This is a genomic window from Nocardia asiatica NBRC 100129, assembly GCF_000308415.1.
GTDB classification, from domain to species: Bacteria; Actinomycetota; Actinomycetes; order Mycobacteriales; family Mycobacteriaceae; genus Nocardia; species Nocardia asiatica.
Map to the genome: position 1 here is coordinate 29914 of NZ_BAFS01000294.1, position 22287 is coordinate 52200.

Sequence of the window (22287 nt, forward strand, 5' to 3'; positions counted from 1 at the left end):
GGAATGATCACCAATGTGCTCAACTGGTTGCTCAACGCCTGGGGTGGGGTTTTCGCGGGCAGCTCGGGTTACCAGATTCCGCCGGGCACCCTGCCGTTCGGTAGCTGAATCACGCGGCGCGCCCGCCCGCCTCCGCGGGCGCGCCAAAGGTCACCGCCCCAAGAGGAATTGCGCGAGATGTCGCGCCTGCCGCCCGGCCAGGGCAGTGGCCTGGGTGCGGCAGGAGAAGCCGTCGGCGAGGAGGATCGCGTCCTCGCCCGCGGCGCGCAGCGCGGGCAGCATGCCGTTCTCGGCCACCGCCACCGAAATGTCGTAATGGCCCTCCTGCATTCCGAAATTTCCCGCCATACCGCAGCATCCGGTGATTTCCGTCACCCGAATACCCATGCTGGCTAATAGCTGGCGATCGGTCTCGAATCCGAGCATCGCGTGTTGGTGACAATGCGGCTGGACCACCACGGATTGTCCGATTCGAGTCGGCGGGCGCCACGTGGGCTGTTCGGCGAGGAATTCGGCGAGGGTGCGCACCGCGGCGGCGGTCCGGGCGGCTCTCGGGTCGTCCGGCAGCAGTTCGGTCAGGTCGCCGCGCAGGACGGCGGTGCAGGACGGTTCCAAACCGACGATCAGGCCACCCGAGCGGACGTGGTCTTCCAGCGCCGTCAAAGTCGCCCGTAGCCGCGCACGGGCGCCGTCGAGCTGCCCGGTGCTGATCCAGGTGAGGCCGCAGCAGACGCGGCGCTCGGGAATCCGGACGCGGTAACCCAGCGCGGCCAGCAGCCGGGCCGCGGCCAGCGCGATCTCCGGGTCGAACGCGTCGGTGAACGTATCGATCCACAGCATCACGTCGCCGCGACCACCCACCCCCGCCTGCTCCTCGGGCGCGTACGACGACTCGGCCAGCGCGGCGCCCTCGTCCAGGTCGCGCCAGATCCGGCGAAAACTGCGCCGGGCCAGGCGCGGCGCGTCCCGCCGCGGATCCATCCCCGCCGCTCGCAGACCCGCCCGGCGCAGTGCGGCCCGGCCAGCCAGCGCGTTGACCACCCGCGGCATCCGGCCTGCCACCGAAAGCCATCGGGGCAGCCAGCCCAGCGAGTAGTGATCGATCGGCCGCAGCCGATGACGGTAGCGGCGATACAGCGTCTCGGACTTGTAGGTGGCCATGTCCACGCCCGCCGGGCACTCCGACCGGCACGCCCGGCAGGACAGGCACAGGTCGAGCGACTCGGCCACGGCCGCCGATGACCAGGGCAGCGCGCCGCGCACCACCTCCTGCAGGATCCGCGCACGCCCGCGCGTGCTGTCCTTCTCGTCCCGGGTGGCCAGGTACGACGGGCACATGAACCCGCCGTCGGCACGGCATTTCCCCACGCCGACACAGCGATGGACCGCGACGCCCAGATCCCCGCCGTCTTCGCCGAACGCGTAACCGTTCGACGGCCCGACGCGCGGCAGTCCGGCCAGCCGGAGATCGGCGTCGATCGGGCGCGGTGCGACGAGCACACCAGGGTTCAGGACGTCACCCGGATCGAACAGCGCCTTGTACCCGGCGAAGACGTCGAGCACCGCGGGGGAGTACATCACCGAGAGCAGTTCCGAGCGGGCCCGGCCGTCGCCGTGCTCGCCGGAGAGCGAACCGCCGTGGCGGACGACCAACTGCGCGGCGTCGACGAGGAAAGCGCGGAAGCGGCGCGGCGCGTCGGCGATCGGCAGATCGAGGCGGACGTGGATGCAGCCGTCGCCGATGTGCCCGTACAGCAACCCGTCGACGCCGTGGTCGCGGGTGAGCGCGGCGAAATCACGCAGGTACGCGCCGAGCCGCTCCGGTGGGACCGCCGCGTCCTCCCAACCCGGCCAGGCCGGCTGCCCGTCGGGCGTGCGACCCGCGAGCCCGGCGCCGTCGGCCCGGATCCGCCAGAGCGCGGCTGCGGCGCCGGGATCGGTGACGATCCGGGTGTCCACCGCGCCTGCCGTCCGGCACAGCCGCTGTGCGACGGCCAGCGCGTCGGCCGGGGTCTCGCCCGCCGTCTCCACGAAGAGCCAACCGCCGCCGCGCGGCAGGTCGGGCACCGGTCCCCCGTGCGCGCGGACCACGTCGACCAGCCGCGCGTCGATGCCCTCCACCGCGATCGGCGCGCAGGCGAGCACGGCGGCGACATCGTCGGCCGCCGTGGCGATGTCCGGGTAGCCGAGCACCGTCAGCACGGTGGCCGTGGGCAACCCGACCAGGTCGACCGTCGCGTCCAGCAGCAGGCCGCAGGTGCCCTCGCTGCCGACGAACGCCTTCGCCGCCGACGCGCCGCGTTCGGGCAGCAGGTGTTCCAAGCCGTAGCCGGAGGCCTGGCGATCGAAGCGTCCGAGATCGGTGCGCAGCACCGCGAGGTTCGCCCGGCTGAATTCCGCGAGGCCGGGGACCGAGGCCAGGCCGGCGGCCAGCGTGCGCTCGGTGCCGGTGCCGTCGAGGATGCGCAACGCGCGCACGGTGTCGGAGGTGCGGCCCCACGCGACGGCTCGCGGTCCGCAGGCGTTGTTGCCGATCATGCCGCCGAGCGTGCAGCGATTCTGGGTCGACGGGTCCGGTCCGAACCGCAGGCCGTGCGGACGGGCCGCACGCTGCAATCGCGACAGCACGACGCCGGGCTGCACGGTGGCGACCCGCTGGGCCGGATCGATCGCGACGATCCGGTTCATGTGCCTGCTGAAGTCGAGCACCAGCCCGGAGCCGATCGCGTTGCCCGCCACGGAAGTTCCCGCGCCGCGGGCGGTGACCGGCAGGCCGTGGCCGCGGGCGAACTCGAGGGTGGCCGCCACGTCCTCGTCGGTCCGGGGGAAGACGACCGCGGCGGGGAGAACCCGGTAGTTCGACGCGTCCGAGGAGTATTCGGCACGCCGCCGGTCGGACGTGTCGACCTCGCCCGCGATCGTGCCGCGCAGTGCCGCCATCGGGTTCTCGGTCACCTCGTAAGCCTAGGTGCGAGTTCGCGGCAGCACAGGTGGGCACGGCGGCCGGTTTCGCTGTCGGCGGAACCAGCGGACGGCCGGAACGACTTGAACTAAACCATTGTTCAGGTCTTAGTGTCGGTGGCCAGGTCTTTGATGGGGCGGGGAGCGAGAGGGAGAACAACGTGAGCATCGAATCCGTGGCGTGGAGTCAGATGTACCGGCGCGCGAACGCGCCGCGGGAACAGCGGCCGTTCCGCCTCGCCACCGCCGCGCGCATCATCCGGTTCGCCGCGCCGCACCGGCGGAGAATCAGCGCGTTCCTGCTGTTCAGCATCGTGTCCGCGGTGCTCGCCGTGGCGACGCCGGTGCTGGCGGGCCGGGTGGTCAACGACATCGTCGGCGGCGCCGCGCCGCGCGTGGTGGTCCTCCTCGCGCTGGTGATCGGTCTGCTCGCGGTGTTCGACGCGGGGCTCGGACTGGCGACCCGATGGATGTCGGCGCGGATCGGCGAAGGGCTCATCCTCGATCTGCGCACCGCCGTGTTCGACCACGTGCAGAAGATGCCGGTCGCGTTCTTCACCCGGACCAGGACCGGTGCGCTGGTCAGCCGCTTGAACAACGACGTCATCGGCGCCCAGCGCGCGTTCAGCGACACGCTCTCCGGCGTGGTGGCCAACCTGGTGACGCTCGCGCTCACCCTCGGCGTGATGTTCAGCATTTCGTGGCAGATCACCTTGCTCGCACTGGTGCTGCTCCCGGTCTTCGTGATCCCGGCACGCCGGATGGGGAACCGGCTGGCCGACATGCAGCGCGAAGCGGCCCGGTTGAACGCGGCGATGAGCACGCAGATGACCGAGCGGTTCTCCGCGCCGGGCGCGACGCTGGTCAAACTGTTCGGTCGTCCGGAGCAGGAGTCCGGCGAATTCGACCTGCGGGCGCGGCGGGTGCGGGACATCGGCGTGCGCACCGCGATGTTGCAGACCGTCTTCGTCACCTCGCTCACGCTGGTGTCCGCGCTGGCGATCGCGCTGGTGTACGGGCTCGGCGGCTGGTACGCGCTGCGCGGGCAGTTGGACGCGGGCGCGGTCGTGTCGCTGTCATTGCTGCTGACCAGGCTCTACACCCCGCTGACCGCGCTGGCCAGCGCTCGGATGGAGATCATGGCCGCGCTGGTGAGCTTCGAGCGGGTCTTCGAAGTGCTCGACTTGAAACCGCTGATCGAGGACGCGCCGGGCGCGCGAGCGGTTCCGCCGGGCCCGGTCGCGCTGGAGCTGGACGAGGTGAGCTTCGGTTACCCCTCGGCCGACAAGGTGTCGCTGGCCTCGCTGGAGGAGGTGGCGAATCTGGATACCCGCGGCGGGGTGGAGGTGCTGCACGACGTGTCGCTGCGCGCGGAGCCCGGCCAGCTGATCGCGCTGGTCGGCTCGTCCGGCGCGGGTAAGTCGACCATCGCCCAGCTGGTTTCCCGGCTCTACGACGTCGACGCGGGCGCGGTCCGGTTGAACGGCGCCGACGTGCGCGAACTGACCACCCGCTCGATCCGCGAAACGGTCGGGCTCGTCACCCAGGACGGGCACCTGTTCCACGAGACCATCCGGGCCAACCTGTTGCTCGCCCGGCCCGAAGCCACCGAGGACGAGCTCTGGGACGCGCTGGAGCGCGCCCGGCTGCGCGAGCTGGTCGCGTCGTTGCCGGACGGGCTGGAGACTGTGGTCGGCGAACGCGGCTACCGGCTTTCCGGCGGTGAGCGCCAGCGTCTGACCATCGCGCGCCTGCTGCTCAAGCAGCCGCGCGTGGTGATCCTGGACGAGGCGACCGCCTCGCTGGACTCGACCTCGGAAGCCGCCGTGCAGGAGGCGCTGGCCGAAGCGCTGGAAGGCCGAACCGCGCTGGTGATCGCACACCGGCTGTCCACCATCCGCGCGGCCGACCAGATTCTCGTGCTGGAGCAGGGCCGCATCGTGGAGCGCGGTACCCACACCCAGCTGCTGGCCGCCGACGGCCGCTACGCGGAGCTGTACCGCACCCAGTTCGCCGAGGAGCCGGTCACCGCGGCGGCTTGACCGGTCGTTCGGCTAGCTCGCAGTCTCGTCGGCGGCGCAGGTGGTGTCGGTCTCCGGCAGCGCTCCCGCCCCGAAGTAGGCGTTGATCGCGTTGTTCACACAGCTGCTCAACTCGGGCCGGAATGTCATGTGGATCCGGACGTCTCGCAAGGTGACCATGCGCGACTCGGACAGAAATTGGTGCAGGCGCACGCCGTGGGCGTACGGGGTGCGCGGATCTCCGGTCGCCTGCACGATGAGCGCGGGCACGGCGTTGCGGACCACGGTCGGCGCTTCGACCGGTCTGGGCCAGAACGCGCAGGGCTGGATGTTGCCCGCCAGCGCGCCGAACACCGGTTGCGTGGCCCTGGTCTGCTCGATGTTGCGCCAGTACCAGGTGGGATCGATCGGCGCGCCGACGTCACCGCAGGCGATCTGCGCCAGCACGGAGTTCTCGTTGTCCCGCAGCGCCTGCACGATGGCGCGCAATCGGGGCGTGCGCGAGGTCGTCGGCGGGCCGCCCGCGTCGTCGGCGATCTCCCGCACTGTCGCGGCCAGCGCCTCGTTGAGCCGGAAGTTCGTCAGCAAGGCGTGCAGGATGAACGGAAACCAGTGGTCGTCGATCGCGAACCCGTCGATGACGACCGGTTGACGAGCGACGACGCGAACCAGCTCCTCCACCGTCGCGCGCACCTGCCGCGGCGTCGCGCCGAGCCGGAATTCGTCGTCGCGGGCAGCGGCCCACACCGCCCAATCATCCAGCGCGATCTCGTCGGCGGGCCCCCAATCCTGCACCAAGCCCGTCCAGTACCGGTCCGGGTCGATCGCGCTGTCGAGCACGATCCGATCGCTGCGCTCGGGGAACATCTGGGTGAACACGGCCCCGAGGTACGTACCGTAGGACAAGCCGTAGAAGTTGATCTTCTGCTCGCCCAGCGCGGCCCGCACGATGTCGATGTCGCGCGCCGTGTTCCGCGTGGTCAGCTGCCGCAACATGATCGGATCACGAATGACGCAGCTCGCGGCCATGCCCGCGGACTGAACGGTGTCGTGCGCGAACCCCAGCGGGTCCAGGCCCGCCGACCGGACCATCTCGCCGACCGGCCACCCGCACCGCGGCGTCCGGCCGGACTCGCCGACCCCGCGCGGGTCCATCCCGATCAGGTCGTGACTCGCCAGCACGTCCGGTGACAGCACGTCCCCGAGCAGGTCCACGCTGTCGAGTCCCGGCCCGCCGGGACCGCCCGGATTCGACAGCAGGACTCCCCGCCGCCGTGCCGGATCGCTTGCCTTCACCCTGGATATCGCGACGGTGATGGTGCGATCCCCGGGGTGCCCATAGTCCAGCGGCACCAGCACGTCGGCGCACTCGCCACCGGCCTTGTCCAGATTCTCGACACCGCACGGTTTCCATTCGAGCTGCTGGCGATAGAACCGGTCCAGGCCGGCCGGGTAGACGTCCGGCATCGGCTCGGCACGGCTGTAGGTGGGCGCCGCCAGCAGCACGGATACCGCCATGACCGAGATCGAACGCCAGAACAGCTTCGCGGACAACAGACTTCGCCTCTCGACCGGAGCGGGCACGTGGGTGGATGCGGAAGAACCGTATCGGATCGGGGCTTCCGATGGTCGCAACCCCTTCCCGCGTGCGGCGTGCGGCAAGGTCGGCGGCAGGTGTTCCGGCATCGAGCCGGGCTTCGGCGTATCGGACGCAGGGGCAGCGGTCGACTATCGGCCAGGGGCGTCACAGCCTCCTGCGAGCACCGCGACCTACGAGAACCCGCCGCGTACCGGCCTCGCGCAGGTGACGATCAGAATTCGCCCGCCACGCCGAGAATGGTCCGCCCCGAATGCGTGCCTTTCCGGATGGCATGCAGCACCTTCTCCGCGTCGGTGATCGGCGCGTGCTGCTGCAAGGCCGAAAGATGCTGTGGGCGGAGTTCTTTGCCGAGCTGCGACCACACCTCCCGGCGGCGCTCGATCGGCAGATTGACCGAATCGATTCCCTCGAGGGCGACGCCGCGCAGGATGAACGGCATCACGGTGGTGGGCAGTTCGGCGCCGCCGGTGAGGCCGCTGGCCGCGACCACCCCGCCGTAGCCGATGGCGCTCAGCACGTAGGCCAGCGATGGGCCGCCGACGCTGTCGAGGGCCGCGGCCCACCGCGCTTTGGTGAGCGGCCGCGGCTTGGCGTCCGGGTCCTCCGGCAACCGGCCGATCACCTCGTTCGCGCCGATCTCGCTGAGCAGATCGGCCGCGTCGGTCTTACCGGTGGAGGCGATGACTTCGAAGCCGAGGCCGGAGAGGATGTCGATGCTCACGCTGCCGACGCCGCCGGTCGCGCCCGTGACCAGCACCGGCCCCGCGTCCGGGGTGAGGCCCCGCTCGAGCAGGGCCAGCACGCTCAGCGCCGCGGTGAAGCCCGCCGTGCCGAGCGTCGCGGCATCGCGCAAACTCAGGTTCTCCAGTTTGACCACCCATTCGGCGGGCACCCTGGCGTATTCGGCGAAACCGCCGTTGTGCGAGACGCCGATCTCGTATCCGTGCGCGATCACCGGGTCGCCCGGGGCGAAATCGTCGTCGGCGGACTCGACCACCTCGCCCACGAGATCGATGCCCGGAACGATCGGGTAGTTGCGCACCACCCCGCCGCCCTTGGTGATCGCCAGACCGTCCTTGTAGTTCGCGCTCGAGTAGTGCACTTTGATCGTCACGTCGCCCGGCCCGAGGAAACTCTCGCCGACCTGCTGCCGGGTCAGGACGATCCCGCTATCCGTTTCGTGTGCCACCATCGCCCAGAACTCCATGCGGACGAGCATACGAGTGTCCGGACCGGTCCGGGAGCTACTGCGGCAGGAGTTCCAGCCGCACGCCGAGCAGACGAACCGGGCGGTCGAGGTCGAACCGGTCGACGATCCGCAGCGCGGTCTCGGCGATCCGCGCCGCATCGATCGTCGGTTCGGGCAGTTTCTCCTGCTTGCTGCGGGTGTAGAAGGTATTCGTGCGCACCGTGACGCCGACCCGGGTGCCCACCCGGCCCGCGGCGGCCATCTCCTCGGCGACCTCGGTGGCCAGCCGCGCGACGTGGGCGCGGATCTCGCCCGGATCGGTCAGATCGCGGGGGAAAGTCTCGGATTTGCTGCGACCCACCGGGATTCGCGGTTCGGTGGTGACATCGGTATCGCCTTTGCCATGGCCGAGAACCCGGAGATACGGGCCGGTATTCGGCCCGAACTCCGCGGCCAGCCGATCCCGATCGGCCGTCATCAGATCACCCACGGTCTGGATGCCGAGGGCGGCGAGGCGGGCGGCGATCCGGCTGCCGATGCCCCACAGCGCGTCCGTCGGGCGATGCGCCATCACTTCGGTCCAGTTCGCGGCGGTGAGCCGGAAGACGCCCGCGGCGGCGCCGGGGTCGGTGCCGGGCTCGGCCGACGACTTGCCCGCGGACTTGGCGAACCCGGTGGCGAGCTTGGCGGTGAGCTTGTTGTCGCCGATGCCGATCGAGCAGGTCAGGTCGAGTCCGGCGACGGCGGCGCGCACCTGCCGCGCGAGAGCCTCCGGGTCGTCGGTGTCGGCGGCCAGGAACGCTTCGTCCCAGCCCCACACCTCGACCCGCCCTGGGAATGTCCGCAGCAGCGCCATCACCTCGTCGGAGGCGTCCTCGTAGGCGGCCATGTCCAACGGAAGGAACACCCCGTCGGGGCACTTGCGCTGCGCACCGCGCAGCGGCATGCCCGCACGCACGCCGAACGCCCGCGCCGGATAGGACGCACAGGTCACCACTTTGCGCGGTTCGGTCGGATCGCCGTGGCCGCCGACGATGACCGGCAGTCCCCGCAGTTCCGGATGACGGCGGAACTCCACCGCCGCCTGGAACTGGTCGAGATCGACGTGCAACAGCCATCTGGCCACATGCCGTTCTTACCCCACGGCCCCGACAACCTGCCCGGATTCCGTGGATCGGCCGTCGACCGGCCTTCGCCGCGCCGTACCGTCCGCCCCGGACGAGTCGGGTACCGGTACACCGTCGGGGGTGAGCGCGATCGACGCGGCGTTGCGATGACGAAAAAACAGAACTAAATTCTGTATATGAAGATTCGAGATCGGTTGCTGTTGGCCGCCGAGCGGCAATTCGCCGAGCACGGGGCGCTCGACGCGACGCTGACCCAGATCCGCGACGCGGCGGGCGCCAGCGTCGGGGCGCTCTACCACCATTTCCCGGACAAAGCCGACCTGTATCGGCAGGTGTGGGCCAACGCGCTGGTGGACTACCAGCGGCATTTCTGGGCGGTGGTCGCCGACAGCACCGACGCCCACGAAGGCGTCACCGCCGGTGTGCGCGAGCATCTGCGCTGGGTGAGCGAGAACCAATACCGCGCGACGGTGCTCACCTCCGCACGGCCGCCAGGGGTGCGCGAGAGCGAGAGCAATCGCCGCTTCATGTCCGACGTGACGCGCTGGTGGCGCACGCACGCCGGATACGGCGCGGTCCGCGATCTTCCGATCGATCTGGTCTACGCGCTGTGGCTGGGCCCCGCGCAGGAATACACCCGGCAGTGGCTGGGCGGCGAAATGCGCATCGCGCCGGCCGATGTCGCGGGCGAACTCGCCGACGCCGCCTGGCTCGCCCTCGCCGCCGATCGCACCCGCGCCGCGGAAGAGGTCGGTCGATGACAACCGCCACGACCCTCGACCTCGACAGCGCCAAGAAGATCTTGGCCGCACAGCCTTTCGCGAGCTTGGTCGGCACCGAGATCACCGCGTTCGGTGACGGCGCCGCGACCCTGGTCATCCCGCTGCGCCACGAACTGACCCAGCAGTTCGGTTATGTGCACGGCGGCGTTCTCGCTTACGCCGCCGACAATGCCCTCACCTTCGCCGCGGGGACGGTGCTCGGCGCGAACGTGCTCACCGGCGGTGTCACCGTCACCTACCTGCGCCCCGCCGCAGGCGAGCGATTGCGCATCGAGGCATCCGTCACCGGAGCGACGCGCCGCCAAGCGGTCGCCCGCTGCGAGATCTACGCGGAAGCTCCGGACCGGGAACCGATTCTGTGCGCGGTGGCCCAAGGCACCACCCGACTCGCCGAAACCGATTTGACCAGTGCGAACACCGCTCCTTGACCGCGCGATGCCGCCTCCATCGCCGACGACACCGGGGAGGGCGCGTCGAGCATCGCTACACCACTCGGCCGGAACTGATGTGCGGCTCGATGCGGCCGAACACGTCGTGCCTGGTGGCCCGCCAGGCCGCGCCGCCGCTCAGGACAGGTAACCGATGCGCAGTGGTCGCATGTCATGCCTCCGACCTCGCAGGCCGGTCGAGCACCGACGAAGGGCCGGGCACGGAGATGTCCGTGCCCCGCCCGTTCGGCCCCAGGTCAGGCGGTCGCGGCGAAGGCCGGGCCCAGGGCCGGTTCGGCGACCGGCTCGATGGCGTAGGCCAGGATGTCGGCCACGTCGGCGACCGGACGGACGTCCAGCGCCGCCAGCACCTCCGCCGGGACGTCGTCCAGATCCGGCTCGTTGCGCGCCGGGATGAACACCGTCTTCAATCCGGCCCGCTGGGCGGCGAGCAGCTTCTGTTTGACGCCGCCGATCGGCAGCACCCGGCCGTTCAAGGTGACCTCGCCGGTCATGCCGACGTCCGATCGCACCTGCCGCCCCAGCGCCAGCGACACCAGAGCGGTGACCATCGTGACGCCCGCGGACGGTCCGTCCTTGGGCACCGCACCGGCCGGGAAGTGGATGTGGATGTTGCGGTCCAGCACCGACGCCTCGACGCCGATCTCCTCCAGGTGCGAACGCACGTAGGTCAGCGCGATCTGCGCGGACTCCTTCATGACGTCGCCGAGCTGGCCGGTGAGGGTCAGCGAGCGCTCACCCTCGGCGGCGTTGGCCTCGATGTAGAGGACGTCGCCGCCCGCGCCGGTCACGGCGAGGCCGGTGGCCACACCGGGGACGGCGGTGCGTTCGACCGAGTCGGGGGTGAAGCGCGGACGACCCAGGTAGTCCGTCAGATCGCCCAGCCCGATGGTCAGGACGTCGGTATCGACCTGGTAGCCCAGTTCGGGGTCGTAACCTGACGCGGCCGGGACGTTTTCGCGCTCGGAGAGCCGGGTGGCCGCCTTGCGCAGCGCCTTGGCGATCAGCCGCTCCATCTGCCGCACGCCCGCCTCCCTGGTGTAGTTGGCCGCGATCTCGCGCAGCGCTTCCTCGCTGACGGACACCTCCTCGGCGGTCAGCGCGTTGCGCTCGAGCTGCCGCGGCACCAGGAAGTCACGCGCGATGGCCACCTTGTCGTCCTCGGTGTAGCCGTCGACGGTGATCAGTTCCATCCGGTCCAGCAGCGGGCCGGGGATGGTCTCCATGACGTTCGCCGTGGCGATGAACAGCACGTCGGACGAGTCCAGGTCCAGATCGAGGTAGTGGTCGCGGAAGGTGTGGTTCTGCGCCGGGTCCAGTACCTCGAGCAGGGCGGCGGCCGGATCGCCGCGGAAATCGGAGCCGACCTTGTCGATCTCGTCCAGCAGGACGACCGGATTCATCGATCCGGCTTCCTTCATGGCGCGGACGATGCGACCGGGCAGCGCGCCGACGTAGGTACGGCGGTGGCCGCGGATCTCGGCCTCGTCGCGCACGCCGCCCAGGGCGACGCGAACGAACTTGCGCCCCAGAGCGCGCGCCACGGACTCACCCAGCGAGGTTTTGCCGACACCGGGCGGGCCGACCAGCACCAGCACCGCGCCGGAGCCGCGTCCGCCGACCACCTCCAGGCCGCGAGCGGCCCGGCGGGCGCGCACGGCCAGGTACTCGACCATGCGGTCCTTGACCTCGTCCAGGCCGTGGTGATCGGCGTCCAGGACCGCGCGGGCGGCCGAGACGTCGGTGCTGTCGGTGGTCTGCACCGCCCACGGCAGTTCGAGCACGGTGTCCAGCCAGGTCCGGATCCAGCCGGATTCCGGGCTCTGATCGCTGGCTCGCTCCAGCCTGCCGACCTCGCGCAGCGCCGCCTCGCGGACGGAGTCGGGCAGGTCGGCCTGCTCCACCCGGGTGCGGTAGTCGTCGGCGCCGTCCGGCTCGTCCTCGCCGAGTTCCTTGCGGATGGCGTTGAGCTGCTGGCGCAGCAGGAATTCGCGCTGGCTCTTCTCCATGCCCTCGCGCACGTCTTCGCTGATCTTCTCGCTGATCTCGGCCTCGGCGATGTGCGCTTTGGTCCACTCGATCAGGGTGGCGAGCCGCTGGGCCACGTCCGGGGTCTCGAGCAGTTCGCGCTTCTGCTCGAAGGTCAGGTAGGTGGCGTAACCCGCGGTGTCGGCGATGGCCGACGGGTCGGTCAGCTGATTGACCGCGTCGATGACCTGCCAGGCCTCCCGGCGCTGCAGCACCGAGACGACCAGCTTCTTGTACTCGGCGGCCAGTTCCTTGGTGCGGCCGTCCGGCGCCGGCGTCTCGACCGGTTCGGCCTCGACCCACAGGGCGGCGCCCGGGCCGGTGACCCCGTGCCCGATCTTGGCGCGCCGTTCGGCCTTGAGCACGGCCGCCGGGGCTCCGCCGCGCATGCGGCCGACCTGTTCGATGGTGGCGACCACGCCGTAGGTGGCGTATCCCTCGTTCAGCCGCGGCGCGAGCAGCACGGCGTCGGTCCCGGCGGCGCGCGCGGCATCGATCGCGGCCTGCGCCGATTCGTCCAGTTCGATGGGCACGACCATGCCCGGCAGCACGATCGGATCGGTCAGGAACAGCACCGGCAGGTTCTGTGGTGTAGTCACGTCTTCGACCCTTCCAAAAGTTGAGCGTTGCCTACTCAACCCCCGGATGTCCGGGTTTGTTCCACTCCCATGCCGCGTTCGCTGAGGGCGAATGGACGACTCGCGCGTGCGCGGCCGGACCGCGCGCACCGTTCGCGTTGACACTCCGTCCAAGGCAATGAGAACGTGGGGGCCTTGATATCTCATACCGGCGGTACCGCCGGATCGGCTTAGGGAGTCCCATCGATGTCGTCGCTCGCCGCCGGCGTGTTCGTCGACTGGGAAGGATTGACCGGGCAGCCGAAGTTCGTGGTCGACCTGATCACGTTTCCGGTCTTCAGCGCGCTGGCCGGTTGGTTGACCAACTGGACCGGTGTGCTCATGCTGTTCTGGCCGATCCTGTTCCGCGGCGTCCGCATCCCGGGCTTGCACGTGCTCTATCCGTACTTCCCGCGCCGGGTCCAGGTGCTGCCGACCTTCTCCGGCGACGGCCGCCGCCTCGGATTCCAGGGCTTCATCCCGGCGCGCGCGGAGAAGATGGCCAGCATCTGCGTGGACAAGGCCCTGATGCGAATCGGCAGTCCGAGGGACTTCATTTACGAACTCGATCTCGACGGCATCGCCGACTACATCGCCGTGCTCGCGCGCGAGCAGGTGCGGCCGCTGGTCGACGAGCTGATGTACCGGGAGAACCCGGAGCTGTGGCGCACCGTGCCGCGTCCCGCCAAGCAGTTGATCTACCAGCGGGTGGATCGCGAACTGCCCGCCCTGTCCCGCCGTGCGTTCGCCTCACTCGGCGACAACGTCGACCAGCTGATCGATATCAAGAGTTTCGTGATCCGCTACCTGCGGGAGAATCCGACCATCCTGAAGGACCTGACCACCACCATCGCCGCGCCCGAGCTGCGCTTCATGGTGCGCATCGGTCTGCTCGGCGCCCCGTTCGGCGTGCTGCTCGCGCTGTATCTGCATGTACATCAGCACATTCCGGTGCTCGGCTGGGTGCCGGGCTGGGTGATCGTGCTGCTCGCCTCGGCGGCGATCGGCGTGATCGTGAACGTCATCGCGGTGAAGATGGTGTTCGAACCGGGTGACCCGCAACCGCGGTACAAGTACCTGTGGAAGCAAGCCCTTCTGGCCAAGCGACAGACCCAGGCGGCCACCGATCTGGCGCACATCCTGGCTTATCAGGTGCTGACGTTGCAGAACTTGTCCAAGGAGCTGCTGGAGGGCCCGAACGGGGACAAGACCAGACAGCTGCTGGAGCGCTTGATCGCCGACGAGATCAGTCGCCAGCTCGGCCCGACCACCACGCTGGTGCGCGCGGCTCTCGGGCGCCGCCAGTTCGACAACCTCACGGTGGGCGCGGCGGGCGCGGCGGTCGGCTTGGCGCCGACCCTGGTGGAGGACGAGGAGTTCACCCTCGCGCAGGCCAAGACCATCGACGACTTCGCGGCGCGCAAATTGCGCGACCTGACGCCGGGGGAGTTCATGGAGATGTTCTACGCGTCGGTGGAACAGGACGCCTGGCTGCTGTATCTGCACGGCGCGGTGCTGGGTCTCGTCGTCGGAGCTGCCCACCTGCTGGTTTTCGGCTGGTAGCCGGGGCGTCGCCGCAATATAAAACAAGCATGCTTGCCTTTTTTTAACCTCGCTGCGATGCTGGACCCGGCGGCACACGAGGCGGTGTGCCCGAAACGGCAGGGGAACAGATGGCTGACCTCGAGGCGCTGCTCGGCGATTTCGCCGACGAATGCGCCGACCTGGAACGACTCGTCGGCCCGCTGGCGCACGCGGAGTGGGCGCGGGCCACACCCGCGCCCGGCTGGACCATCGCCCACCAGATCGGTCACCTGGCCTGGACCGACGAGATCGCGACGATCGCCACCGCGGACGCCGACGGTTTCCAGAAGTTGCTGGCCGAGGCCGGGCCCCGTGCGCTCACGTTCGTCGACGAGGCCGCCGAGAAGGCCGCGACCGAACCGCCCGCCGACCTGCTCGATCGCTGGCGGCGCGGACGCGCATCGCTCACCGCCGCGCTGCGCGCGGCGCCCGCGGGCGTCAAACTGCCCTGGTTCGGCCCGCCGATGAGCCCCGCCTCGATGATCACCGCCCGCATCATGGAGACCTGGGCGCACGGCCAGGACGTGGCCGACGCCCTCGGTGTGCACCGCACTCCCACCGCGCGGCTGCGCACTGTGGCCCATATCGGCGTGCGCACCAGGAACTTCGCCTACACGGTGCACGGAAAGACCCCGCCCACAACGGAGTTCCGCGTCGAACTCACCGCGCCGGACCGCACGATCTGGGCATGGGGTCCCGAGGACGCCGAGCAGCGGGTGACCGGACCGGCGCTCGACTTCTGCCTGCTGGTGACCCAGCGCCGCCATCCGGACGACCTGGCGATCGTGACACAGGGCGACGACGCCGCGGAATGGCTCGAGATCGCACAGGCTTTCGCGGGCCCGACGGGTGCGGGAAGGACAGCGGGCCAGTTCGCCTGACCCGCCCACACCCGGCCCGATCGATGACGATTCGGGAGCGGGCGAGCGCCACACTTGGGTGCGCCGTGTTCATGTCGACGGCCGGACGCCGTTGGCCGGGTGTCTCGAGGTGGCAGTCGAGAATGGCGCTCGCCAGCTAAACGAATATTTACCCCTTGGTGTGCGCACGGAAACATCTACGCCACCTAGGGCGGTGGCGCCTGAGCTGCCGCACCGTGTGATCCTGCTCTCTTCGACGCGACAGACGCCGCGACCCCAGAGGTAGCCTGGACGGGCGTACAGCTCCTGAGGAGCTGGTCTGTGGGGAGCAGCGTCGCAGGGAAAGGAGCGCATCGTGACAGCACACCGACCTGCCCAAGTCGCTCGGCATGCCGCCATCGTGCTCGCCGGCGCCGCCAGCTTGAGCCTGACCGCCGCCGCCGGGGCCTACATCGTGCACCAGATCGCCGATACCCAGCGCCCGGATTCTCGGCTCGCCGCACCGGTCACCCCGGCTACCCCTCATGCGCCCGACCACGGCCGGGCGACCGTCTCGTATCCGGTACTCACCGCCAGCAGCTCCGTATTGCCCGCCGCGGTCTCCGCTCCGCCTGCTTTCGAGCCCGAAGCCGCTACGCCGCCGATCAATTCGCCGACCGCGCCCGCGCATCTCAGCGGTGAGGTCCGCCTCGGCGACGCGTATTTCGGCGCGCAGGTCGCGACAGCCGAGCCCGAAACCCTCTCGGTCACCGTGGATACGAACGCGATTACGGTGCTCACGGGTTTACTCCGTTCCGCCCCCGCGCCGGAGCAGCCGGGCGCGTCCACCGTGACCACGATGCGCACCGATCTCGACACCCAGAGCGGTGAAGTGCGCGTGGCCTTGTCGGATCCGCGACTCGGCGAGCACGACCTGCGCCTGAATCGTCACGCCGCCCCCGCCCCGGGGCAGATTCCGGCCGGTGGCCGGAAGCATGACGCCACCCAACCCGTGCTCACCGCCCCGCAGGGCGCAGTGGATTCCGTCAAGGTGTGATCCACCGCTTACCCTGCTCGGCATGAGCGCCTACGACTTCTGCGTCATCGGCGGCGGGATCGTCGGCGTCGCGACCGCGCACCGGATCCTGGCGCGCTACCCCGGCGCCGAGCTGGTACTGCTGGAGAAGGCGCAGCACCTCGGCGCACATCAAACCGGGCACAACAGCGGCGTCATCCACTCCGGGATCTACTATCCGCCGAACAGCCTCAAGGCCACGCTGTGCCGCCGTGGCGCGCGCTGGACCGAGGAATTCGCGGCGGCGCACGACATCCCGCACCGGATCTGCGGCAAATTGCTGGTCGCCACGGACGACGCCGAATACGGACGCATGCTCGCGCTGCACGAACGCTCGATCACCAACGGGGTGGCCGTCGAGCTGATCGATGCCGCCGAACTGGTGCGACGCGAACCGCGCGTCACCGGTGTCGGCGCACTGTTCGTCCCGGGCACCGGGATCATCGACTACACCCGGGTCACCGAAGCGCTCGCCACGGAAGTTCGCGGCGCCGGTGGCGAGTTCGTGTTCGGCGCCGAGGTCACCACGCTCACCGAGACCACGGGCGCGGTGACCGCGGCCGGGCCGACCGGTTCGTGGACGGCGCGCAGGCTCGTGGTCTGCGCCGGCCTGCAGGCCGATCGGATGGCACGGGCAGCCGGGCTGAGCAGCGACTTTCGCATCGTGCCGTTCCGCGGTGAGTACTACCAGTTGCCGCGCGAACGCAGCGGCTTGGTCAGCACCTTGATCTATCCGATTCCCGATCCCGAATTGCCCTTCCTCGGAGTGCATTTGAGTCCGGCGATCGACGGGACGCTCACCGTGGGACCGAACGCGGTGCTGGGCCTTGCCAGAGAGGGCTATCGCAAAGGCAGCTTCGACGTCAGGGACGCTCGAGAAGTGCTCGGATACCCCGGATTTCACCGGGTGGCCAAGGCGAACGTGCGCACCGGGCTGCGCGAATTGCGCAACTCGCTGTTCAAGCGCGGGTACCTGGCGCAGTGCCGCCGCTACTGTCCGGAGCTGACGCTCGCCGATCTGCTCCCGCGCGAGGCGGGTATTCGCGCGCAGGCCGTGCTGCGCGACGGAACCTTGGCGCACGACTTCATGATCGAGCGCACCGAACGCTCGATTCACCTGCTCAATGCCCCGTCACCCGCGGCGACCTCGGCCATGCCGATCGCCGAGCACATCGTCGACCAGCTTTGAACGACGCACCGCCGGACCGACCGCCCGGTCGCTATCTGGCATGACAGCGCACCAAATTCTGCCGAGCCCTCGAATAAAGAGGAGAGCTGTAGTACTTTTGACGCCAGTCGTGGAACAGGGAGGGCCTATGGGCCACATCAAGTACGCGAGTGACGTCGGAGCGCCGGTCGAGGTCGCTTTCAGCTACACCGACAACCATCTCTTCGTACCGGATTGGATGTTCGGCATCGCGGACTTCGTGCCGACCGGCGACCAGGAACGCGGCCTCGGCGCGATCTTCGCCACCACCACCCGTCTCGCACTCCTACAGCCCGCGTCGACCTGCGAGATCACCGAATACCGCCACAACGCGGTGATCGGGTACACGCTGCGCGGGCGCTTCTCCGGCACTTTGCGGCTGCGCTTCGATCCGCTCGGCTACGGACGCTCGGTGCTCACCTCCGAGGCGGAGTACAGTTCGCCCCGCGGCGTGATCGGGCGCCTGGGCGCGGGCTTGGTCGACGCCGCGGTCAAATCGGCGCTACGGCGTACCGAATCCCGGTTACGGAGGGAGATAGAGGAATTCCACGGTACCGATCTTGTCGGTCGGATTGCGTAGGGTGCCAGCCATGATCATCGTGAGCACCGACGGATCCTGCCTCCGCAACCCCGGCGGCGCCATCGGCTGGGCTTGGGTCAATCATCAGGGTTCCTCCGCCAGCGGAGGAGCCGCGTCCGGAACCAACCAGGTCGCGGAACTGCGCGCGGTGCTGGAAGCGATCGTCGCCCATCCCGGGTCCGAACCTCTGCTCATCGAGAGCGATTCGCTCTACGCGATCAAATGCGCGTCGGAGTGGGTGTCGGGGTGGCGGCTCAACGGCTGGCGCACGTCCACCGGCGGCGCGGTGAAGAATGTCGAACTCGTCCGGCAGATCGATCGAGCCATCGCGAGCAGGCCGGGGCCGGTCCGCTTCCGCTGGGTCCGTGGCCATGTCGGCAACTACTTCAACGAGCAAGCCGATGCGCTGGCCGGAGAAGCGGCTCGGCAGGCCGCGGTCACCGCGGCTGTCGCCGAGGCGAACACCGTGGAAATGCTCGCGGTGACTGTGGAGAAAGCGTCGGCGGCGCCGGAAGCGCCGAAGGACAAGGCCGCGGGGAAGGCGGCCGCGCCGTCGGCGCCACAGACTTTGACGCTGTTCTGATTCGTGCGCGAATCGCCGAAGACCGCCCGAATGACCTCCGGCGGTGGTGGCTCGGCCCACCGCCGGAGGCGCTCGGCTAGTTGCCCGGCTGCGGTGCGGGCTGACCAGACGGTGCGGGCTGCGGGGCGCCGCCCGGCGCGGGAGCGCCGGGAAGGCCGGTGCCCGCGCCCTTCAGCATCGGCGAATCGAGCTTCTCGACCAGCCACTTGTCGCCCGACTTCTGCAGCTGGGCGATCACCACGACGAACTGCCGCTCGGGGTTGGCCTGGGTGAAGTTGGTCCGGTACTGCGTGAGGGTCACCAGCACCTTGGCCGAGGTCTGGTCACCGGACTGGTAACCACACTGCACGTCGTCGGCCCAGGACTTGACCTGCGCCTGCACCATGGCGTCCTCGAGCGCCTTGGTCGCGTCGTCGAACTCCTTGAGGAACTCGCCGGTCGAACCGGCCTTCACCGTGGTGAAGTAGTCGTCGAGGTTCTTCGAGTAGTCGTAGACCGAGACGTCCTTGCCGAAGGCGCACGCGGCGCTGGTCGAATCGCGGATCGCGTCGAGCTTGTCGCCGCGATCCTTGCCCTGCAGGAAGAACACGACCACCGCGGTGATCGCCGCGACCGCGAGCACGCCGGCCGCGAAGGCGGCCACGAGCGGAAGCGAGGTGGATTTCCCGGACGGCGCCGGCGCGGCCGCCTTGGGAGCGCCACTTTTCGCTGTCGACTTCTTGCCCGCCTCGGTCTTGCTCGCCTCGGTCTTGTCCGCCTTCTCCGCCTTGGACAGCTCGGGCTTCGCCGCGCCCGCGGCATCCTCCGACTTCGCGGTCACCGCGTCGGTGTCCTGGTCGGCGGCGGCCTTGGTCCCGGCGTCCTTGTCGTTCTCGGCGTCGTCGGTAGACATCGATAAAACCTGCACTTTCCCGGCGCGCGTCGGTGCGCACCGATTGGCTTCAGCGGCCCGCGGCAGCGAACCTTACGGGTTCACCAGCGAGTATGCCCGGCCGACGGGTGGACCGCCGGGCCGGGTACGACTCACCGCACCGGAGGCAGAGTCCGCTCGTTCGGATCCACGCCCGGCGGCATGTGCGCGCCGTTGTTCGGCACGTCCGGCCGAGGCGCGTTCGCCGCGCCGCGGATCTGCTGACCCGGCGGCGGGTTCTCACAGTAGTTCCACTTCGGAATCGTGCCGTCCTGCACGACCTCGTTGCGGATCTTCGGAGTGTTGTAGGTACAGAACGGCCGCGGCCAGATGTCGATCATGGCGTGGAATTCGTTCCCGTGCGCCGGGACGCCCAGCGCCTCGCCGCCGAGCGCGAGCGAGGGGAACAGCGCACGCAGCGCGGGCAGCCGCAGCTGCGCCGCCTTGGTGATCGCCTGGAAGTTCGCGGCCAGACCGGTGATCGGGTCGGCCGTCCGGTCCACCACCGCGCCGAGGCTGGTGAGCTGGCCGGGCGCCTGGTCGAGCACCCGCTGCAGTTCCGCGTTCGCGTTGTTGAACTGCTCGAACAGCACCCCGGAATTGCGGGTCAGCGTCGCCAGATCGGGCTGCGCGTTGGACGTGGTGCCGGCGATGGTACGCAGATTGGTGATCAGATTCGTGGTCTGCGGCAGCAGCGAGTCCAGGCCGGCCATCGCCAGACTGATCCCGTTCACCAAGCCGCGCAGCTGGTCCGGACCACCGCTGAGCGCGATGTCCAGCTCGCTCAGGATGACCTGGAAGTGGTCCGGGTTGATCTGCGCGATCAGAGCGCTGGAGTTGTCCAGGACCGACCACACCGGCGTCGGCGTGTAGATCTTCTCCGGATCGAACTTGATCACCGCGCCGTTGGCCAGGTACGGCCCCTGCTCGATGTTCGGCCGGAAATCGATGTACTGCTCACCCGCGCCGGACAGCGCCTGCACCGCGATACGGGTGTCCACCGGGATCTTGTACTTCGACTCGATCTGCGCGGTGGCGGCGATGGCCTGCCCACGATCGGTCAGCTCGATCGAGGTCACCTTGCCGATCCGCCAACCGCGCAGAGTCACGTCGTTGCCCGGCTGCAGACCGCCGGAGCGGTCCAGGTTCACCGTGACGGTGTAGTCGGACCGCAGCGGGTTCACCCGCATGACGTTCACCATCAGGTACGCGGCGCCGACCAGGAGCACGAGCACCAGGCCCAGGTTCGACAGGAAGATCTTGCTTCCGAACAGTTTGCGTACGGAGGTCATCGGTGTCCTCCCTGCACCCGGCCCTGCACCAGCTGCAACACCTGGATCAGGCTGCCCGCGAAGTCCTGCAGGTCGTGCAGATCCTGGAGCTTGCCGTGCTCGGGATCGGTGAGCGCGCTGATGTCGAGATTGGTCGCGGTGGCGTACACCGCGAAGCTGCTGCCGCGGAAGGTCGCGTCCACCTTGGGCCGCAGCACGCGGAGCCGATCGAGCAGTACGCCGAAGTTGTCACCGGTCTTGGCGATCGCGTCCATCAGCTGCTGGGTGTTCTCCAGCAGGCCGTTCAGCTGCGCGGTGGAGGTGTCGGCGTAATTGCCCAGCGCGGCGCTGGCGACGGACAACTTGTCCAGCAGATCGCCGATGGCCCGGTTGTTCTCGGCGATGGCGCCGATCATCTGGGGCAGCGTGTCGGCCACCTCGCCGAGTTCCGAGCGCCGCGCTTCGATGGTGTTGGCGAGGGTGCTGAATTCACCGAGCACGCTGTCCACCCGGGCCGAGTTGGCGTTCAAACTGCCCACCACGCCGGTCATCTCGGTGATCAGGTGGGCCAGCTGCTCGCCGCGGCCGCCGACGATGGAATCCAGCTCCGAGCCCAGCTTGGACAGGCTGGCGATACCGCCGCCGTTGAACAGCATGGAGACCGAGATGAGCAACTGCTCGACGGTCGCGCCCGCGGAAGTGTCGTCGATCGTGAGCGTGTCGCCGTCGTGCAGCATCTCCGCGCCCGGCTCGGTCTTGGGCTTGGACACCGCGACGAACACGTCACCGAGCGGGGTGGCCTGCCGCAGTTCCGCCGTGCTGCCCTTGGGCAACTCGATGTCCTTGCTGATGGTCAGGTCGACGATCGCCTGGAAGTTCTTCGTCTTGATGTCGGTGACCACGCCGACGTCCGAACCGCCGATCTTCACCTTCGCCTGGTCGGGCAGGTTCAGCGCGTTCTCGAACACCGCGTGGATGGTGTAGGTCTCCCCGGACATACCCGGTTTCGGCAGCGGCAGCTTCTCCACGGTGAGCCCGCAACCGGAGGTGACCGCGACACCGGCCACCGCGGCGACGGCGACCAGCGCCCTGCGTGCCTTGATCGTCATTCGGTACGTCATTTCGTCAGTCCGAGCAGTGCGGCGGTGAGCCCGTAGTCGGGTCCGAAGTCCTGCATGTTTCCGGTGCGGCAGCCGTCGGCCTTCATCTGGATGCGTTCGCAGAACAGGCTGACGATCTCGCCCGACAGCGCGGTGCCGATCACCGCGTGCAGCCGGACGTACCCGTGCTCGCGGTTGATGATGTTGTCGACGTTCTGCATGACCATCGGCGCCAAGTCGGCGACCTCGGTGAGGCCGTAGGCGTTGTCGCGCAGTTGCTGGGTCACGTTGGTCAGGCCGGTCACGGAGCCCGACAGCTGATCCTGGTACTGCGTGAGCGTGGTGCTCGTGTTCTGCAGGAACG

Annotated in this window: 17 protein-coding genes and 1 pseudogene; 9 read left to right on the forward strand and 9 right to left on the reverse strand. The window is 69.2% G+C overall.

All coding sequences use genetic code 11. The features are described 5' to 3' along the window. Nucleotides 1–150 precede the first annotated feature (150 nt). Nucleotides 151–2940 (reverse strand): FAD-binding and (Fe-S)-binding domain-containing protein, encoded by a 2790-nt coding sequence (locus tag ON27_RS28875; protein WP_043734511.1) that lies wholly within the window; start codon nucleotides 2938–2940, stop codon nucleotides 151–153. 182 nt (nucleotides 2941–3122) lie between these two features. Here ON27_RS28875 and ON27_RS28880 point away from each other — a divergent pair, with 182 nt between their 5' ends. Next, a complete protein-coding gene (locus ON27_RS28880; protein WP_043734455.1) occupies nucleotides 3123–5003 on the forward strand; it encodes an ABC transporter ATP-binding protein in 1881 nt (626 codons plus the stop codon). 12 nt (nucleotides 5004–5015) lie between these two features. Here the strand turns inward: ON27_RS28880 and ON27_RS28885 are convergent, their stop codons facing one another. The 3 genes from ON27_RS28885 to ON27_RS28895 form a co-directional block, all read right to left on the reverse strand. Continuing rightward, on the reverse strand, nucleotides 5016–6536 hold the full coding sequence (locus tag ON27_RS28885) for an alpha/beta fold hydrolase (protein ID WP_169334539.1): 1521 nt from the start codon (nucleotides 6534–6536) through the stop codon (nucleotides 5016–5018). Between the two features lie 257 nt (nucleotides 6537–6793). Continuing rightward, entirely contained in the window at nucleotides 6794–7789 is a 996-nt protein-coding gene (locus ON27_RS28890) for an oxidoreductase (RefSeq protein ID WP_043734515.1), read from the reverse strand. Nucleotides 7790–7826: 37 nt separating this feature from the next. Next, nucleotides 7827–8897 carry a DNA polymerase IV gene (locus tag ON27_RS28895; protein ID WP_043734457.1) on the reverse strand — a complete coding sequence of 357 codons (1071 nt, stop codon included), beginning with the start codon at nucleotides 8895–8897 and terminating at the stop codon, nucleotides 7827–7829. A 177-nt stretch (nucleotides 8898–9074) separates the two neighbouring features. On the opposite strand from ON27_RS28895, the gene ON27_RS28900 reads away from it, so the two are divergent. Next, nucleotides 9075–9659, forward strand: a complete 585-nt coding sequence (locus ON27_RS28900; RefSeq protein ID WP_043734459.1) for a TetR/AcrR family transcriptional regulator — start codon at nucleotides 9075–9077, stop codon at nucleotides 9657–9659. Beyond that, nucleotides 9656–10108, forward strand: a complete 453-nt coding sequence (locus ON27_RS28905; protein WP_043734460.1) for a PaaI family thioesterase — start codon at nucleotides 9656–9658, stop codon at nucleotides 10106–10108. The genes ON27_RS28900 and ON27_RS28905 overlap by 4 nt, the downstream gene beginning before the upstream one ends. 257 nt (nucleotides 10109–10365) lie before the next feature. Here the strand turns inward: ON27_RS28905 and lon are convergent, their stop codons facing one another. Further along, entirely contained in the window at nucleotides 10366–12696 is a 2331-nt protein-coding gene (lon, locus tag ON27_RS28910) for an endopeptidase La (RefSeq protein WP_051047086.1), read from the reverse strand. A 285-nt stretch (nucleotides 12697–12981) separates the two neighbouring features. Between lon and ON27_RS28915 the strand changes: the two genes are divergently transcribed. From ON27_RS28915 to ON27_RS28940, 6 genes are all read left to right on the forward strand, one after another. Beyond that, nucleotides 12982–14337, forward strand: a complete 1356-nt coding sequence (locus ON27_RS28915) for a DUF445 domain-containing protein (protein WP_043734463.1) — start codon at nucleotides 12982–12984, stop codon at nucleotides 14335–14337. Nucleotides 14338–14447: 110 nt separating this feature from the next. Then, on the forward strand, nucleotides 14448–15239 hold the full coding sequence (locus tag ON27_RS28920; RefSeq protein ID WP_043734466.1) for a TIGR03084 family metal-binding protein: 792 nt from the start codon (nucleotides 14448–14450) through the stop codon (nucleotides 15237–15239). Between the two features lie 334 nt (nucleotides 15240–15573). Continuing rightward, on the forward strand, nucleotides 15574–16254 hold the full coding sequence (locus tag ON27_RS28925) for a hypothetical protein (RefSeq protein WP_157227380.1): 681 nt from the start codon (nucleotides 15574–15576) through the stop codon (nucleotides 16252–16254). 22 nt (nucleotides 16255–16276) lie between these two features. Beyond that, on the forward strand, nucleotides 16277–17461 hold the full coding sequence (lhgD, locus tag ON27_RS28930; RefSeq protein ID WP_043734471.1) for an L-2-hydroxyglutarate dehydrogenase: 1185 nt from the start codon (nucleotides 16277–16279) through the stop codon (nucleotides 17459–17461). Nucleotides 17462–17588: 127 nt separating this feature from the next. Further along, nucleotides 17589–18059 (forward strand): SRPBCC family protein, encoded by a 471-nt coding sequence (locus ON27_RS28935; RefSeq protein ID WP_043734473.1) that lies wholly within the window; start codon nucleotides 17589–17591, stop codon nucleotides 18057–18059. Between the two features lie 10 nt (nucleotides 18060–18069). Beyond that, nucleotides 18070–18642 (forward strand): ribonuclease H family protein, encoded by a 573-nt coding sequence (locus tag ON27_RS28940; RefSeq protein ID WP_043734475.1) that lies wholly within the window; start codon nucleotides 18070–18072, stop codon nucleotides 18640–18642. 76 nt (nucleotides 18643–18718) lie between these two features. On the opposite strand, the gene ON27_RS28945 is transcribed toward ON27_RS28940, so the two are convergent. The 4 genes and pseudogenes from ON27_RS28945 to ON27_RS28960 all read right to left on the reverse strand — a co-directional run. Then, nucleotides 18719–19534, reverse strand: a complete 816-nt coding sequence (locus ON27_RS28945; protein ID WP_043734478.1) for a hypothetical protein — start codon at nucleotides 19532–19534, stop codon at nucleotides 18719–18721. Nucleotides 19535–19665: 131 nt separating this feature from the next. After that, nucleotides 19666–20844, reverse strand: a complete 1179-nt coding sequence (locus tag ON27_RS28950) for an MlaD family protein (RefSeq protein ID WP_043734480.1) — start codon at nucleotides 20842–20844, stop codon at nucleotides 19666–19668. Beyond that, nucleotides 20841–21932 (reverse strand): MCE family protein, encoded by a 1092-nt coding sequence (locus tag ON27_RS28955; RefSeq protein WP_043734483.1) that lies wholly within the window; start codon nucleotides 21930–21932, stop codon nucleotides 20841–20843. Before ON27_RS28955 ends, ON27_RS28950 begins: the two co-directional genes overlap by 4 nt. 8 nt (nucleotides 21933–21940) lie before the next feature. Continuing rightward, nucleotides 21941–22287: pseudogene (locus ON27_RS28960) on the reverse strand (mammalian cell entry protein); the annotation flags it as partial.